Origin of the sequence: Sandaracinus amylolyticus, assembly GCF_021631985.1 — a bacterium.
Lineage (GTDB): Bacteria > Myxococcota_A > Polyangia > Polyangiales > Sandaracinaceae > Sandaracinus > Sandaracinus amylolyticus_A.
This window is the reverse complement of sequence record NZ_CP070225.1, coordinates 9,734,110-9,749,005: the sequence shown is the minus strand read 5'-3', so window position 1 is coordinate 9,749,005 and position 14,896 is coordinate 9,734,110. Positions and strand designations below refer to the sequence as shown.

The window sequence follows — 14,896 nt, the reverse complement described above, 5'->3', positions numbered from 1 at the left end:
GTCGCCATGAGGGAGCGTCCGCACCTCGTCCCCGCACGAGCGCCTCACAAGGGGCTGCTCGCGTCCCCTCACGATCCGTGGCGTTTCTACGCAGCGACCCGGTGCTCTGGGTCACGAGTTCACGGAGGGCACATCCGTTGCGTAGGAGCAGGTGGACCCGAGATCAGGAGGCCATCGTGGTTCGCTTCGTCCATCGATTCGACGCGATCGTCCGCGCGCACGACCGCGCGCCGTACCTCGCGTTCGCGTGCGCAGGACCGCGCCCGGACGACGACCTGTGGGACGCGTGGCTGGTGTTCGTGCCGCTCGAGGACGGCGCGACGATCGCGACCGATCGGGAGACGACGCAGCCCTCGCTCGATGCCGTCGACTACTGGGTCGGCGGCCTCTCGCACGTCTACCTCGAGGGCGCGCTCGATCGTGCGAGCGGGCGCACGCCGCGCGTCATGTCGCCCCGCCGGCTCGGCGCGGTCGCGCGATCGACCACGCCGCGCCCGCGCGTGCCGCGCCTCCACACGCCCCGCGGGCGCATCACCTCTCCGCGCACGACACGCCCTCGCTGAGCGCGCGGTCGATCGCCGCGATCCACGGATCACCCGCGGCGCCGGGCATCGCGCGGGCCTCGACGAGGAACGCGCGCACCGCGTCGCGATCGCCGTCGCGCAGCGCGAGCTCGACGCCGCCGAAGATCGTCTCGCGCACCTCGCCGTCGCGCCGTGCCTCGTCGAGCAGCGTGCGCGCCTCGTCGAGCCGGCACGCGAGCGCAGCGACGAGCGCCGACTGCGCGGCGACGACCGGCACGCGTCCGATGCGCGCGCGCGTGAGCGCGAGCTCGCGATGCGCGAGGTCGACGCTCGCTCGCTCCGCGTCGTCGATCGGCGCGCGGTAGCCGGCCCATCCGGCATCGCGCGCGAGCGGGCGCACGCGGAGCATCGCGCGCACGAACGCCGCGAACGCGCGCGCATCGGGCCCTTCTCCGAGGTGCCCGAGATCTTCGCGGATCGCGGCGACCTGGGCGTCGCTCGCGCCGAGGATCGCGGCGGGCTCGTAGCCGACCGGCAGCGCATCGAGGCGGGCGGGATCGATCCCCCGCGCCGCAGCGAGGTCGCGACGCACGTAGACCGCGTACGACGCGTCGATCCACGTGCGCACGAAGCGCGGATCGCGCGGCAGCGTGCGCACCGCCGCGGTCTCGATCGTCGACGTGTGGTGCACGACGATCGTGTCGACCCCGAAGCGCTCGACGTAGGGCAGGAGCGCGCCCTCGGTGCCCAGCGCATCGGTCGACGCCTGCACGTGCGCGGGCCCGTAGAACGGCACGCGCCCGTCGATCGCCACCCGCGCGTGCGGCGCCGCGTGGAGCAGGTACCAAGCGCTCGGCATCGACGCGAGCACGCGCGCCTCGCCGAGCTCACGATCGACGTGCGCCCCCGCCTCGGCCGGCACCTGACGCAGATCGAGCCCCACGCCGATCGGCTGCAGCGCGAGGCTCGTGCGCGCGACCCCGAGCGACGCGATCGCGAGCGCCGCGATCGTCCCCATTGCGACCACTGCGGGGCGCACGTCCGCGCGCGCTCCGAGCATCGTCGCGATCCCGATCGCGACGAGCGGCGCGCCGAGCAGCAGCATCTCCTCGACGAAGCGCACCGAGCGGACCCCCGCGACCACGAGCAGCAGCGCCACCGCGAGCCAGGTCCGCGTCGCGGCGCCGGCGCGGATCGCCGCGGGCGCGATCGCGATCAGCGCGAGCACGTGCAGCGCGACGTGCACCGTCGTCCAGCCCACGCCGAGCGTCGCGATCGACTGCCACTCCGAGACCACCGCGGCGTATGCGGGATCGAGCGCGTGGGAGAGCGCGTCGATCGTCATCGCGGGCCCGTAGGGCGACACGCACGACGCGAGCGCGAGGAGCCCCGTCGTCCCCGCGAGCATCGCCGCGCGCCGTCGATCCGGCCACGCCGCGATCGCGCTCGCTCCCGCGATCGCGAGGCCGAGCAGGTGCGAGCCGTGGAGGTTGGTCCACAGCACGTGCAGCACGATCAGGAGCGCGATGCTGCGCCCCGCGCGCCGGCGATCCGCGAACGCACGATCCGACGTGAAGATCGCGAGGTACGCCGCCGCGAAGGGCAACGCGACGAGGTGCGGCCGCGCGCTCAGCCGGAACCGCACCGCGGGGATCGCGAGGATCGTCAGCCACGACGCGAGCCACGCCGCGCGCAGCCCCGCGCGTCGCCCGGCGAGCCACACCAGCGCGGCACCCGACCCGCCGGCGATCCCCATCGCGATCGCGATCACCCCGCCCGCACCGAGCGCCGAGAGCACGAGCCAGGTGAGCCAGTCGCTCAGCCACTCGTAGTTCACCCAGGGCTGCGGCGTCGGGCGCCAGAACGAGAACGGATCGAGCGCCGGCGGCCCACCGTTCGCCGCGATCACGCGACCCTGCGCGAGGTGCCCGAACGTGTCGGCGTTGGACAGCGGCTGCATCGTGGCGAGCGCGAGCGCGAGCCCCGCGATCGATGCGGGCAGGATCGGCGCACACGACGAGGTCGCTCGGGACACGGGACGCGCGAGGGTACCAGCGCTTGTGATCACCGCGCCGCGGGCCGAAGCGTCCGGAGCAGGACCTTCGAGAGCACACGATGCGCAAGTCTTCGTCTTCGGCGTCCCTCGCGTTCGCGCTCCTGGCCACCGCGTGTGGTCCATCCGAGGTCGACCCCGCGGAGTTCGAGGCCGATGCGATCACGATCGCCTGCGAGCGCGCGTTCGACTGCTGCGATGCGACCGAGCTGCGCGAGGAGTTCGCGCCCTTCGGGCGAGCGCCCGCGACCTTCGAGGAGTGCGTCACGCTGCTGCGCGGCCGCATCACGGGCGAGGGCATCACCGCGTCGGTCGGCGCCGAGCGCGCGGCCTACGACGCCGACGCCGCGCGCTCGTGCATCGACTCGATCGGCGCGCTGACGTGCGCGGAGTATCGCGGCGGCGTGCTCGCCGTCGCCGCGATCTCGGGCGCATGCGGCGAGGCGCTCACCGCGCTCGTGCCGGTCGGCGGCCTCTGCACCCAGGACTACGAGTGCCAGACCGGCTTCTGCGAGACCGGCGGCATCGGCGACGGCAACTGCGAGCCGATCCCCGGCCCCGGCGAGCCCTGCACCTATCGCTGCACCGAGGGCTACTACTGCACGCGCGGCAGCTGCGAGGCGCGCCTCGCCGACGGCGCTGCGTGCAACGCCGCCGACGAGTGCCAGAGCCGCCGCTGCGAGGGCGCCGATCCACGCGCCGGCATCCAGGGCGTGTGCGCCCCGCTCACCGGCTACTGCGACGGCACGGCGCCCGCGGGCGACTGATCGATCACAGCAGCGTGTAGACGAGCGTCAGCACCGTCGTCGTGTCGACCGAGTCGGTGCCCGGCACCGGCACGTTGTCGAAGAGCAGCGTGAAGCGCAGGCCCGCCTGCAGGTTGTTGTCGATGCGCAGGCGGAACTCGCTGATCGACGTCAGGCGCACGTTCTCGCCGTCGACCACGTCGAAGAGCGCCTCGAGCCCGGTGCGGAACTGCCAGGCCTCGTTCATGTGGTTGTCGTAGCCGAGGAACACGCGGACCGAGTACTGGTCCTGCAGGTTCGGCAGGAAGCACGGCGGCGTCGGCATCCCGTCGATCACCATCCCGCAGGTCGTGGGATCCGCGTCGGGGTTCAGCAGCGGGTTCGGATAACGATCGTCGACCGTCACGTCGAAGCCGACCTCGCCCCACGCGCGATGCTCGTTCGCCGGCCCCTCGCGGAAGATGTTCCGCATGTAGCCGAGCTGGCCCTGGAAGCGGAAGTCGAGGCCCGCGAACGTGTCGTGCCGACCCGCGACCGCCGCGAAGATCGCGTCGTCGGGATCGAGGAAGAAGTCGTAGCGCAGGCGCCCGAGGATGTTGCGCGCGTTGTCCTCGAAGTCCGACCACTCGCGCGTGGTGTTGTCGCGGATCGCGGCCATCCCGAGGGTCGCCTGCAGATCGAGCGTGAACAGGTGCTGGTCGCGGTGGATCAGGAAGTTCGTCGCGCCGGCGAGCTGCAGCGAGCGGCTGTTGCCGAAGTTCAGCGTGCCGCCGAGCTGGATCGTGAACACCTCGTCGTCGGCGTCCTCCGCGGGCGGCGCGGCGACCGCCTCGGTGTGCTGCGCGGCCGAGGCTGGCTGCTGGGCGAGGGCGGGCTCGGCCCAGCCGAGCGAAGCGATGCCCGCGAGCGCGAGCGCGGCGATGACGATCTCGGTCCTCGACTGCATGGAATCCTCCGCCGATGACGTCCGCACCGGCGGCCCAGGGCTAGAGGCAGAGACCGCGAAACGCAAGGAACAGTCGCTTGCGGGCGCGCGAGGCCCATCCGAGGATGCCGCCCCGATGCGCTCCTCGTCCCTCGCCGCGCTCGCCCTGCTCGCCGTCCTCGCCCCATCGCGGGCCCGCGCCGGGAACGACGACGCGGTGCTCCTCGGCAACGAGGCCGCGATGACCGGCGGCGCGGTGAGCGCGGTCGTCAGCGACGGATCGGCCACCTGGTACAACCCCGCGGGCATCGCGGCGGTCGATCGCGACACCCTCGATCTGAGCGGCAGCGCGACCATGCTGCGCATCGCCGACACCCCCGGCCTGCTCCGCTCCGCGACCGGCGCCCAGGCGAACGGCGGTTACTACGAGTTCCTCGGCATCCCGAGCGCGGTCACGCTGGTGCGCCGCCTCGACTGCATCACCTCGCTCGGCCTCGGCATCTTCGTGCCGCAGCTCACCGGCCACACCGATCGCGTCGGCCTCGAGGAGCTCACGCCCGACTACCTCGCGCGGTTCCAGCTCACGCAGCAGGAGTCGAGCTCGACGTACTACGGCGGCATCACGCTCGGCGTGGCCCTCGCGCCCAACCTGCGCATCGGCGTCACGCTCTACGGCACCTACCGCCAGTTCGCGCTCACGACCCAGTTCTTCGGCGGCGCCGAGCGGGACGGCGAGGACGTCTTCGCGTTCGGTGTCGGGAGCCTCACCTCGGTCCAGAGCGTCAGCATCGAGGTCGGCGCCGGCATCCAGTGGGAGCTCGTGCCGGGCGTGCACTTCGGCGCGTCGCTGCGCTCTCCAGGACTGCTCCTCGGATCCGCCTTCCACGTGACCTCGTCGACCTTCATGGGCGGGCCCGACGGGCTCGATCTCGACATCACCGCCGGCAGCGGGCTCGAGCCGCGCATCGACATGGTCACGCCCGCGCGATTGCGCGTCGGGCTCGCGTATCGCTGGGACGGCGGGTGGATCGGCATCGACGGTGACGTGCAGCACGCGCTGGTCCGCCCCGCAATCGGTGTGAATCGCGAGTGGGTCGGCGGCGTGCGCATCGGCGGTCGCGTGCAGATCGACCCGTCGCTCTCGATGGGCGCCGGGCTCTTCACCGATCTCGACGCGACGCGCGCGGTGGGCGACTACGGGCAGACGCAGATCGACTTCTTCGGCGGGACCTACGGTCTCGAGCTCCGCAATCCGCATCGCCTCGGCGAGGGCGAGAACGCCGCGGACATCGTGTTCGTGAACACGTTCGCGCTGCGCTACGCGGTGGGCGTCGGCCGCATCGGCGGGCTCCGCTTCGACACGGCCGCGGACATGGGCGAGGGAATTTCCATCATCGAGGTCGACACCCAGGTGCACGAGATCTCGCTGCACCTCGGATCAGCCCTCTATTTCTGATTCTGTTCAGCCCTGAGTACAGCCACACTTGACACCACGAGCTTTGCCGAGTAGGTAAACCGCCGTTCTTTCAACCGGGGCGTAGCGCAGCCTGGTAGCGCACACGGTTCGGGACCGTGGAGTCGAAGGTTCAAATCCTTTCGCCCCGACTCTTTTCCCCGAGGGGGCTCCGCCCCCCTCTCGACCCCCGGCCGCTCCGCGGGTCCGCCTCCGGCGGATCGTACACGGAGCGGGCGGAGTGGTCCTGCCGCCTCGAACGCATCACCTCGCCGGTCGCCGGCGGGGGCGGCCGCTTCTTGTCTTCTCCGACCGGGCGCGTGACGCGCGAGCATCGACGATGACGGAGGGCGGTGTGAGCAAGCCGATTCCTGCGGTCAAGGTCCTGGTCGTCGACGACGACAAGGAGATCTGCGACTACATGGAGACCTTCCTCGCGAAGGATGGTTTCCAGGTCACCGCGAAGAACGATCCGACACACGTCGAGGAAGAGGTCCGCGTCGGCGGTTACCACCTCGTCGTGCTCGACTTGATGATGCCGAAGATGGACGGGCTCGACGTCCTCAAGCGCATCCGCAAGGTCGACTCGGACATCGCGGTCGTGATCTTCACCGGCTATCCGAGCCTCGACTCCGCCGTGCAGGCGATGAAGCTCGACGCCGTCGACTACCTGCGGAAGCCCTTCAATCCCGAAGAGTTCCGCGCGGTGCTCGACCGCGTGATGCGCAAGAAGGGTCTCATCCGGACGCCGGAGGAGAACCTCCACCGGCACATCGGCGAGACCATCCGCAACCTGCGCAAGGAGCGGAACCTGACGCTGAAGCAGATGGCGCGGCGCACCGCGCTCAGCGTGTCGCTGCTCAGCCAGATCGAGCGCGCCGAGTCGAGCGCGTCGATCAGCTCGCTCTACAAGATCGCGGTCGCGCTCGACGTGCGCATCGGCGATCTGTTCGGCGACTTCTGAGCCTCACCGCTGGGGCTGGGCGCTCGGCGATCCCGGCGGGTAGGTGCCGGGATCGATCGTGCCGGGGGGCGTGTCCTCGCCCTGCCCCGTGTGCGTCATCTCGGGATCGTCCAGCTCGTTCGGGACGTGCACGTTCTCCTGACGCTCGGTCGGGGTGAGCGCGCCCGGGTCCTCGCGGTGCTCCTCGGAGAGCACTTCGTCACGCTCTCCTCGCCCGCAGCCCGCGAGCGCGAGCAGTCCGCCGATCACGAGCGCGAGCAGGGCTCGATTCCGCATGGCTCCGCACCTCCGCGAGGGAGGTTCGCAAGATGGAGGCCACGGGGGCGCGCTCAGGCGCCCCAGGGCTGCATCTGCTTCACGACCCAGGCGACGTCCAGCACGTCGCGCTCGAGGGCCCGGGCGCGCCGCTCGTCGGGCACGCCTTCGACCACGACGTGCGTCCCCGCGCGATCGTCGCTCCAGGTCACCTCGATGCTCGCGGCGGGATGGTCGCGCCGGAGCGCCTCGCCGAGCAGCTCCGCGTAGCGTGCGGCGCACGCGGGCGCGTCGAGCCCGTCGTTCGCGCCGACGAGCGCCCGCGCACCGAACGTGACGTGGAGCCTCACGCCCGAGAGGCTACCGCTCGGACCGGTTCCGCGCATTTTGTTGCCGGGGAGGCCTAGGCGAAGGCCGGTCGGATCTGAGAAAGAAGCGAGCGTGGTGCTCGCTTACCGCTTCCGTTTCTTGGTGGTTTCGTCGCTCCTCGGGTGCGCGGCGTGCGGTCGGGTCGGGTACGACCCACTCGACGCGGCCATCGGCGACGCCTCGGTCCCGTGCGCGCCCGACGAGATCGCTTGCGGCGGGTTCGAGGGGCCGCTCGGCGGATGGTCGGTGCGCATCGAGCCGCAGAGCGACGGCATCGTGCGCGTGGTGGACGATCCGGAGCGCGGCGGCGCGCTCGCGATCACGTCGGAGGGCGGCGGCCCGGGCCTCGCCGTCGCCGAGACGTACTTCGAGCCGGTCATCGAGGGCTCGCTGCACGGGCGCGTGTGGCTCCGGGTCGGAGCGCGCACCGAGATCGACGAGTTCGTGGTGGCGGTGCAGCTCGACGACGGGAACGACGACGGCACGCAGAAGGTGTCGCTCGATCTGCTCTCGGGGGATGCGCTCGGGCTCACCGCGACGACGGCACACCCCGCGGTGAGGAACGGCGCGGCGCCGGGGACGATCCGCCGCGACGAGTGGATGTGCCTGCGCTTCGAGGTCGATCTGCGCGACGACGGAGGCGCAGCGAGGCTCTCCGAGGGCATGCAGCCGCTGGCGAGCGCGGAGTCGATCGACACGATTCCCGACGGAGGCTTCCGCCGCTTGATGCTCGGCGCGGTGGGGCCGAGCGCGGGCGTGCGGGACGTGCTGTTCGACGACGTCGCGCTCGCCCGTCATCCGCTGCCGTGCCAGAGCGGCCCGCGGCGCTGATCAGGCGCTGGTCGCGACGCGCAGGCGCTCGGTGATCGCGACCGCGACCCGCATGCCGTCGAGCGCGGCGCTCACGATGCCGCCCGCGTAGCCCGCGCCCTCGCCCGCCGGATAGAGCCCGTCGAGCGAAGGCGAGAGGAGCGTCTCGGGATCGCGCGGCACGCGCACCGGCGCGCTGGTGCGCGACTCGACGCCGACCAGCACCGCGTCCTCGCCGACGTAGCCGCGCATCCGGCGATCGAACGCGCCGAGCGCCTCGCGCAGGCGCTTGCTGAACGGGATGCCCGCGACGTCGAGCACGTCCGCGACGTTGGTGGCCTCGAGCCCCGGCAGGTAGCTCGAGGTGGGCGCGCTGCTCGACGCGTGACCGCGCACGAAGTCGGTCGCGCGCGTGGCGGGCGCCTTGAGCATGCCGTTGCCGGCCTGCATCGCGGCGCGCTCGATCGTGCGCTGGAGCTCGACCCCGCCGAGCGGGCCGTGGAAGCCGGCGCGCTCCCAGTCGTGCACCTCGCACGCGACCACGAGCCCCGAGTTCGCGAAGGGCGAGTCGCGCCGCGAGAGGCTCATGCCGTTGACGACGAGCCCATCGGGCTCGGTCGACGCGGGCACGATCCATCCGCCCGGGCACATGCAGAACGAGAAGACGCCGCGCTCCTCGACCTGCTGCACGACCTTGTACGAGGCCGCGGGGAGCTTCGGGTGCTGGAAGTCGCGCCCGTACTGGATGCGATCGATCAGCGGCTGGGGGTGCTCGATGCGCACGCCGAGCGCGAAGGGCTTGGGCTCGAGGGTCACCCCCGCGCGGAGCAGCAGCTCGAACACGTCGCGCGCGGAGTGTCCGGTCGCCATCACCACCGCGTCGGCGCCGAGCTCGCGACCGTCGTCGAGGCGCACGCCGATCACGCGGCGATGCTTGTCGTGAGGGGTCGTGATCAGATCGACGACCTTCGCGCCGAACTCGAAGCGCACGCCGTGCTGCTCGAGGCGCTCGCGGATCCCCGAGACGACCTTGGGCAGCTTGTTCGAGCCGATGTGGGGGCGCGCGTCGACGAGGATGTCCTCGGGCGCGCCGTGCAGCGCGAGGATCTCCATCACGTCGCGCACCGGGCCGCGCTTGTGCGAGCGCGTGTAGAGCTTGCCGTCGGAGTACGTCCCGGCGCCGCCCTCGCCGAAGCAGTAGTTGCTGTCGGGATCGACGACGCCGTGGCGCTGGAGGCCCTTGAGGTCGTGGCGGCGCGGCTGGACCGTCTTGCCGCGATCGACGACCACGCACGCGATGCCCTCGCGCGCGAGCTGGTAGGCCGCGAAGAGCCCGCAGGGCCCATCGCCGACGATCACGACCCGCGGCTCGCCGCGGACGTCGCGAGGCTGGGGATCGCCGAGCGCGATGGTGTCGCCGGCCTCGCGCAGGCCGAGCACCACGTGGAAGCGGACGCGCCCACCGCGCGCGTCGATCGACCGCTTGCGCAGCGCGACGTGGGGCAGTGCGTCGGGCGGGACGCGAAGGATGCGCGCGGCGCGGGCGCGCAGCGACATCGGATCGTCGGGCTCGTCGAGCCCGAGATCGAGCTCGATCTCCTCGGGAAGCGCGCGGCGCACGCGGCGGAATGTAGTGCGGGGGGGCGAGGTTGGCCCGCGAGTGCGACGCGCCGCTGCGAGCGCTACCGTGTGCGACGTGGAGAGCACGCCGGACCTCGACCTCGCGGCGGGCGAGCCGGTGTTCAAGGCGGCGCCGGTGCGCATCGCGGCCTCACCGGGCGCGTTCGGCGGGCTCGAGGGCGCGGCGGTGCTCACGTCGCAGCGGCTGATCGTGGTGCCGGGCGCGATGGGCGAGGTGCGGCGGGGCGATCCGCTGCAGCGCGCGCTCGCGACGTTGTGGGAGCGGGTGAAGCCCGCGGTGCTCGACGCGTTCCCGATCGCGCGGCTGCTCAGTCGAGCGCGCGATCGCAACGCGCAGCTCGCGGCGCGGGCGCGGCCGGGCATCGAGATCCCGCTCGAGACGGTGCGGCGCGCGTTCGAGGCGCGCCTGCCGGGGTGGGTCGGGCTCGAGCTCGCGCTGCCGCTGCCCGATCCGCGGCCGCCGTTCGCGCTCTATCTGCAGATCGACGTCGGGCCCGGGCCGCACCGCGAGTGGGCACAGCAGATCGACTCGCTCCGCACGTCGGCGCCCGCGCGTCCCGAGCTCGAGCGTCCGTACGCGCTCTTCTACCTGCTGCAGCCGCCGCCGCGGCCGATGGTGCGGGTGCGCAGCGCAGAGGGAACGCGCAAGGGCGCGCTGGTGCTGCACGCGGATGGGCCCGCGCTCGCGACGACGTTCGCGAGCGAGCGCGTGCTGCTGCCCTACGAGTCGATCACGCGCATCGTGTACGCGGCGCCGACGTCGTGGCGGCGGAGCTTCTTGCGCATCGAAGCGGGCGAGCACGTGATGCGCGTCGAGCCGCAGAAGGACTGGGACGCGCAGCGCCTGCACGACAGCGCGCACTTGCTCGCGGAAGTGACGGGCGTGCCGCTGCGTCGCGACATGGGCGACGTGCGCGCAGCGCGAGTGATGACGGCAGTGATGACCGTCGCGGGCACCGCGGCCGCGGTCGCGTACGAGGTGCTGCAGTCACTGCCCTGAGCCTCCGTGGTGAACTTCGCTCAGTCCTGCGCTCCGGCTCGGAGCTCGTCGGCGAGCGCGGGCAGGCCGCCCTGGGTGATCGCGTCGGCCACGATCGCGCGCGCTTCCTCGTAGACCGACGCGCCGGCGGGCACTGCCGCGGCGATCGTCGCGGCGTCGCCGAGGCGACCCTGGGCCAGGCGGGCGCGCGCGAGCACCACCCGCGCATCCGCGCCGCTGCCGCTCGCGAGCGCGGTCTCCGCGAGCTCCGCTGCGTTCTCGGGCTCGCCGAGCACGAGCCACGCGCGCGCGACCTCGAGCATCTCCTCCGGTCGCTCGGGGGTCCACGACGCGAGCAGCGCCTCGATCTCGGAGCGCGCGTCCGCCGCGATCAGGACCCGCAGCCGCAGCGCGCGCGGCACCGAGCCCTCGGGCATCAGCGCGAGCAGTCGATACGCGAGGATCGGATGGCCCGCTCCAAGCGCCTCCTCCGCGGCGCGCGAGACCTCGTCGCGGTGCTGCGGCGAGCGTCGCGCGAGCTCGAGCGCGGCGAGCCCCGCGGTGGCCGCATCCCCGCGCGCCATCGCGAGCGAGAGGCGCGCCCGCGCCGCGCCGACGCCGCCCTCGTGCTCCGCGAGGTAGCGCTCGAGCACCGCGTCCGCGCGCTCGCCCGCACCGCTCTCGCGCAGCACGCGCGAGAGCGCGATCACCGGCTCCTCGCTGCCCTCGCCGGTGTCGACCGCGCGCGCATACGCGTCGACCGCCTCCGCGAGCTCTCCGTGACGCTCCGCGATCGCGCCGCGCGCCATGAAGATCGCCTCGGAGCGCGGATCGAGGCGCTCGCCCTCGTCGAGCGCGCGCTCCGCGGCCTCACGCTCGCCGAGCTGATCGCGCACCTCGGCGAGCCGCGCGATCACCAGCGGATCGTCGACCGCGCCGGCGCGCGCGAGCTCGTAGTGATCGGCCGCGGCGCGCAGATCGCCGCCCTCGCGCGCGAGCTCCCCGCGCACGAAGTGCTCGTACGAGTGAGGCCCGACGAACACGCCGAGCCGGCGCTCGCCGCCGATCGTGCGCTCGATCGGATAACCGCCGCGCGGGCCGCACGCCGCGAACGACGACGCGAGCAGGAGCGCGAGCGAGCACGTGCGAGCGAATCGGATCACGGACGCGCGAACATAGCGGACGTCGCGGGCCTCGGACACTCGTCCCGAGTAGAGTCGAACGATGCGCGTGCAACGACCCGCGATCGCGCTGCTCGTCGTGATCGCGAGCGTGATGATCGCGCCCTCGCGCGCCGCAGCCGGACCGTGGACGCCGGAGCCAGGGCACGGATACCTGAAGCTCTGGCTCAAGTGGACCTGCAATTGCGGGTTCGGCTACGTCGCGGGCGACGGGAGCACCTACGACTACGGCTTCTACACCGAGGTCTTCACCAACGCGTACGGCGAGATCGGGATCGTGCCGGGGCTCGCGGCGTGGGTGCACTGGCCGATCGTCGAGACCTTCTTGCTCGAAGACACGCGGCGCGGGCACGTCGGCGATCACACGGTGATCGGCGATCCGACGATCGGCCTGCGCTGGCGATGGCTGCGCGTCGGACGCTTCGCGAGCGCGCTCGAGGCCGGCGTGCGCTTGCCGTTCGCGCCGAGCGGCGAGGTGCAGCCGGTCTACGGGCGCGATCCACCGCACGATCAGATCGGCGCGCTCCGGGTGGGCACCGGCGTGTTCGACTTCCCGCTCGCGCTCTCGATCGGCTACGGGTGGGACCGGTTCTATCTCGCGGGGAGCGGCGGCTACGTCGCGCGCACCGGCGACTTCGATCACGTCGTGACGTGGAGCGCCGAGGGCGGTGGCTCCTTCGACTTCGGGCTCTCGCTGCGCGTGCGCTTCGTCGGATGGCACTCGATCGGCAACGGCGCGGAGAGCAGCCATCACGAGAGCCCGAGCGGGATCGGCAGCGGCACGAACTACACCGGGTTCGCGATCGAGGCGGACTACCCGTTCGAGCGCGACTGGTGGATCGGCGCGACGATCGAAGGCGGGATGTTCGCGCTCTCGAGGCAGACGCAAGGACCGGTGGTGACGCTCTACGTCGCGACCCGGTTCTCGGTGGTCGAGGAGCCGAGCCCGACCGAGTGACGCCCGATCGGGGTGCTGCTGCGAGCCCACGCTCGCGCCCATGTGCTCGCGGGCATGAGCAAGAAGGACGTGTGGATCGGCATCGCGGCAGGAGCCGGCGCGGTGCTCGCGGCGCCGCTGGTGCTGCCGGTCGTGGGCGCGATCGCGAGACCGCTCGTCCGCGAGACGATCAAGCTGGGCTTCCTGCTCGCGGAGCTCGCGCGGGTGCACGGCGCGGTCGCGCTCGAGGCGCTCGAGGATCTGATCGCCGAGGCGCGCGAGGACGCGCGGATGGCGATCGAGGCGCGCGAGGAGCCGGGCGAGACGCGTCGTCGTCGCGCCGACGGCGACGGAGCGCGGCGCCGCGCGGAGCCCTCGTGAGGGCGCCTCCCGACGCCTTCGCGGTGCATCGCACGCGACGTCGCGCGCGGCTGCGCATCCCCGAGCGTCGCGGTGACGCCGCGTTCTTCGCGGAGCTCGAAGGCGCGCTGCGCGCCGCGCCCGGCGTGGTCGAGGTGCGCGCCGATCCGCGCACCGCGGGCGTGCTGGTGCGGCACGACGGAGACCTCGACGAGATCGCGTCGCACGCGATGCGCAGCGGCCTCGTGACCTGGCGCGAGCGCGGCGATCGCGACGTGCTCGCCGAGCTCGGCGAGCGGATCCGCGCGACCGACGCGGAGCTGCACGCGCGCACGCAGGGACGCTGGAGCCTCGACTCGATCACGTTCTTCGCGCTGCTCGGCGCGGGGCTCTGGCAGATCGCGGGCGGGTCGATCCTGCCCGCGGGCGTCACGCTGCTCACGAAGGCGTTCTCGATGGTGGAGCAGCGCGAGGACGACACCACCGACTGACCTCACGACGCGCGCAGCGCGTCCACGGCGTCGAGCGCCTCCCACGGGGCGCGCAGATCTTCGCGCCCGAAGTGCCCGTACGTCGCGAGCGCGGGGTAGAAGCCGTGCTCGTCGCGATGCGGGAGGCGACGCAGCCCGAGCCGCTGCAGGATCGCGCCCACTCGGAGATCGATCGCGCGCACCACGCGCGCCGCGAGCTCGTCCTCGGGGATCGTCGAGGTGCCCCAGGTCTCGATTTGCACGCTCACCGGATCGGCGAGCCCGATGCCGTACGTGAGCGCGATCTCGCACTGCTCCGCGAGCCCCGCGGCCACGACGTTCTTCGCGGCGTGGCGCGCCGCGTAGGCGCCCGAACGATCGATGCGCGACGGGTCTTTGCCCGAGAGCGCGGCGCCGCTGTGGCGCGCGTACTCGCCGTAGGTGTCGACCGCGGTCTTGCGGCCGGTGAGCCCGGCGTGGTGCGCGGGACCGCCGTGCACGATCGGTCCGTCGGGGTTCACCGCGATGCGGGTGCGCGCGTCGGGGCGGATCTCGCGATCGGCGAACACCGGCTCGATCACGCGCTCGCGCAGGTGGCGCTCGAGGCGTCGCGAGTGGCCGTCGCCGTTGCTCTGCTGGCTCGCGAGCAGCGTGATCGCGTAGACGCGCCGGGGGCGTCCCGCCGCGTACTCGATGCTCACCTGCACCTTCGCGTCGGCGTCGAGCTCCGGCAGGTCCCCACGGTGGCGCAGGTCGTCCATGCGGCGCACCAGCGCGTGCGCGAGGACGATCGGCAGCGGCATCAGCTCGGGCGTCTGGCGGCACGCGTAGCCGAACACCGTCGCCTGGTCCTGCGCGGTGAGCTCGTCGATCTCGTCGTCGCCGAGCGGCGGGTGCACGCGCTCTCCGGAGCGCCAGGCGGGAGGCGCCTCCGCGATGCTCGTCATCACCGCGCAGCGATCGGCGTCGAGCGCGGGATCGCGGTACCCGATGCGGCGGATCGTCGCGCGCACCACGTCGACGACGTCCACCGAGCTCGCTCGCGATCGCGCGCGCACGCTCACGAACACGATGCCGGTCGAGAGCGCGCACTCGGCGACGACACGCGCCCGCGGATCGAGGCGCAGGTAGTGCCCGACGACCGCGTCGCTGATGCGATCGCAGAGCTTGTCGGGATGCCCTTCGCTGACCGACTCCGACGAGAACACGAACCCCGACTGCATGTCGCC

The 14,896-nt window shown here is 72.6% G+C and carries 16 protein-coding genes and 1 tRNA gene; 10 read left to right on the top strand and 7 right to left on the bottom strand.

Annotated elements, in window-relative coordinates; genetic code table 11:
* Positions 1–176 precede the first annotated feature (176 nt).
* On the top strand, positions 177–563 hold the full coding sequence (locus tag I5071_RS41450; protein WP_236518920.1) for a hypothetical protein: 387 nt from the start codon (positions 177–179) through the stop codon (positions 561–563).
* Here the strand turns inward: I5071_RS41450 and I5071_RS41445 are convergent.
* A complete protein-coding gene (locus I5071_RS41445; RefSeq protein WP_236518919.1) occupies positions 532–2,559 on the bottom strand; it encodes a hypothetical protein in 2,028 nt (675 codons plus the stop codon). The two genes, I5071_RS41450 and I5071_RS41445, sit on opposite strands and share 32 nt — an antisense overlap.
* An 80-nt stretch (positions 2,560–2,639) precedes the next feature.
* Between I5071_RS41445 and I5071_RS41440 the strand changes: the two genes are divergently transcribed.
* Positions 2,640–3,344 carry a hypothetical protein gene (locus tag I5071_RS41440; protein ID WP_236518918.1) on the top strand — a complete coding sequence of 235 codons (705 nt, stop codon included), beginning with the start codon at positions 2,640–2,642 and terminating at the stop codon, positions 3,342–3,344.
* A 4-nt stretch (positions 3,345–3,348) separates the two neighbouring features.
* On the opposite strand, the gene I5071_RS41435 is transcribed toward I5071_RS41440, so the two are convergent.
* A complete protein-coding gene (locus I5071_RS41435) occupies positions 3,349–4,269 on the bottom strand; it encodes a DUF481 domain-containing protein (protein WP_236518917.1) in 921 nt (306 codons plus the stop codon).
* On the opposite strand from I5071_RS41435, the gene I5071_RS41430 reads away from it, so the two are divergent.
* The 3 genes from I5071_RS41430 (at position 4,244) to I5071_RS41420 (ending at position 6,665) form a co-directional block, all read left to right on the top strand.
* Positions 4,244–5,704 carry an outer membrane protein transport protein gene (locus I5071_RS41430; protein WP_236518916.1) on the top strand — a complete coding sequence of 487 codons (1,461 nt, stop codon included), beginning with the start codon at positions 4,244–4,246 and terminating at the stop codon, positions 5,702–5,704. The genes I5071_RS41435 and I5071_RS41430 overlap by 26 nt on opposite strands.
* Before the next feature lie 75 nt (positions 5,705–5,779).
* Positions 5,780–5,853, top strand: a tRNA-Pro gene (locus I5071_RS41425).
* Between the two features lie 89 nt (positions 5,854–5,942).
* Positions 5,943–6,665 (top strand): response regulator, encoded by a 723-nt coding sequence (locus I5071_RS41420; RefSeq protein WP_236518915.1) that lies wholly within the window; start codon positions 5,943–5,945, stop codon positions 6,663–6,665.
* A gap of 3 nt (positions 6,666–6,668) precedes the next feature.
* Here I5071_RS41420 and I5071_RS41415 read toward each other — a convergent pair whose 3' ends face one another.
* Positions 6,669–6,941: a hypothetical protein gene (locus tag I5071_RS41415; RefSeq protein ID WP_236518914.1), complete on the bottom strand. Its 273-nt coding sequence runs from the start codon at positions 6,939–6,941 to the stop codon at positions 6,669–6,671.
* A gap of 53 nt (positions 6,942–6,994) precedes the next feature.
* A complete protein-coding gene (locus tag I5071_RS41410) occupies positions 6,995–7,270 on the bottom strand; it encodes a hypothetical protein (RefSeq protein WP_236518913.1) in 276 nt (91 codons plus the stop codon).
* 91 nt (positions 7,271–7,361) lie between these two features.
* Between I5071_RS41410 and I5071_RS41405 the strand changes: the two genes are divergently transcribed.
* Entirely contained in the window at positions 7,362–8,120 is a 759-nt protein-coding gene (locus I5071_RS41405) for a hypothetical protein (protein ID WP_236518912.1), read from the top strand.
* Here I5071_RS41405 and I5071_RS41400 read toward each other — a convergent pair whose 3' ends face one another.
* The gene (locus I5071_RS41400; protein ID WP_236518911.1) at positions 8,121–9,719 is read right to left on the bottom strand and encodes an NAD(P)/FAD-dependent oxidoreductase; all 1,599 of its coding nucleotides are present in this window, start codon (positions 9,717–9,719) and stop codon (positions 8,121–8,123) included.
* Between the two features lie 76 nt (positions 9,720–9,795).
* On the opposite strand from I5071_RS41400, the gene I5071_RS41395 reads away from it, so the two are divergent.
* The gene (locus I5071_RS41395; RefSeq protein ID WP_236518910.1) at positions 9,796–10,740 is read left to right on the top strand and encodes a hypothetical protein; all 945 of its coding nucleotides are present in this window, start codon (positions 9,796–9,798) and stop codon (positions 10,738–10,740) included.
* A gap of 20 nt (positions 10,741–10,760) precedes the next feature.
* Here the strand turns inward: I5071_RS41395 and I5071_RS41390 are convergent, their stop codons facing one another.
* Complete coding sequence (locus I5071_RS41390; RefSeq protein ID WP_236518909.1) at positions 10,761–11,882, bottom strand: tetratricopeptide repeat protein; 1,122 nt, start codon at positions 11,880–11,882, stop codon at positions 10,761–10,763.
* A gap of 61 nt (positions 11,883–11,943) precedes the next feature.
* On the opposite strand from I5071_RS41390, the gene I5071_RS41385 reads away from it, so the two are divergent.
* Genes I5071_RS41385 through I5071_RS41375 form a run of 3 tightly spaced genes read left to right on the top strand, consistent with a single transcriptional unit; the run spans position 11,944 to position 13,688 of the window.
* A complete protein-coding gene (locus I5071_RS41385) occupies positions 11,944–12,858 on the top strand; it encodes a hypothetical protein (RefSeq protein ID WP_236518908.1) in 915 nt (304 codons plus the stop codon).
* 54 nt (positions 12,859–12,912) lie between these two features.
* Positions 12,913–13,218: a DUF5132 domain-containing protein gene (locus I5071_RS41380; protein WP_236518907.1), complete on the top strand. Its 306-nt coding sequence runs from the start codon at positions 12,913–12,915 to the stop codon at positions 13,216–13,218.
* Positions 13,215–13,688: a hypothetical protein gene (locus I5071_RS41375; protein ID WP_236518906.1), complete on the top strand. Its 474-nt coding sequence runs from the start codon at positions 13,215–13,217 to the stop codon at positions 13,686–13,688. Before I5071_RS41380 ends, I5071_RS41375 begins: the two co-directional genes overlap by 4 nt.
* Positions 13,689–13,690: 2 nt before the next feature.
* Here the strand turns inward: I5071_RS41375 and metK are convergent, their stop codons facing one another.
* On the bottom strand, positions 13,691–14,890 hold the full coding sequence (metK, locus tag I5071_RS41370) for a methionine adenosyltransferase (protein WP_236518905.1): 1,200 nt from the start codon (positions 14,888–14,890) through the stop codon (positions 13,691–13,693).
* Positions 14,891–14,896 lie beyond the last annotated feature (6 nt).

Excerpts from the sequence above, each read along its gene's own strand:
- I5071_RS41440 (WP_236518918.1), top strand. The coding sequence starts at position 2,640 with ATGCGCAAGTCTTCGTCTTCGGCGTCCCTCGCGTTCGCGCTCCTGGCC.
- I5071_RS41430 (WP_236518916.1), top strand. The coding sequence starts at position 4,244 with ATGACGATCTCGGTCCTCGACTGCATGGAATCCTCCGCCGATGACGTC.
- I5071_RS41435 (WP_236518917.1), bottom strand. The coding sequence starts at position 4,269 with ATGCAGTCGAGGACCGAGATCGTCATCGCCGCGCTCGCGCTCGCGGGC.
- I5071_RS41415 (WP_236518914.1), bottom strand. The coding sequence starts at position 6,941 with ATGCGGAATCGAGCCCTGCTCGCGCTCGTGATCGGCGGACTGCTCGCG.
- I5071_RS41385 (WP_236518908.1), top strand. The coding sequence starts at position 11,944 with ATGCGCGTGCAACGACCCGCGATCGCGCTGCTCGTCGTGATCGCGAGC.
- I5071_RS41380 (WP_236518907.1), top strand. The coding sequence starts at position 12,913 with ATGAGCAAGAAGGACGTGTGGATCGGCATCGCGGCAGGAGCCGGCGCG.
- metK (WP_236518905.1), bottom strand. The coding sequence starts at position 14,890 with ATGCAGTCGGGGTTCGTGTTCTCGTCGGAGTCGGTCAGCGAAGGGCAT.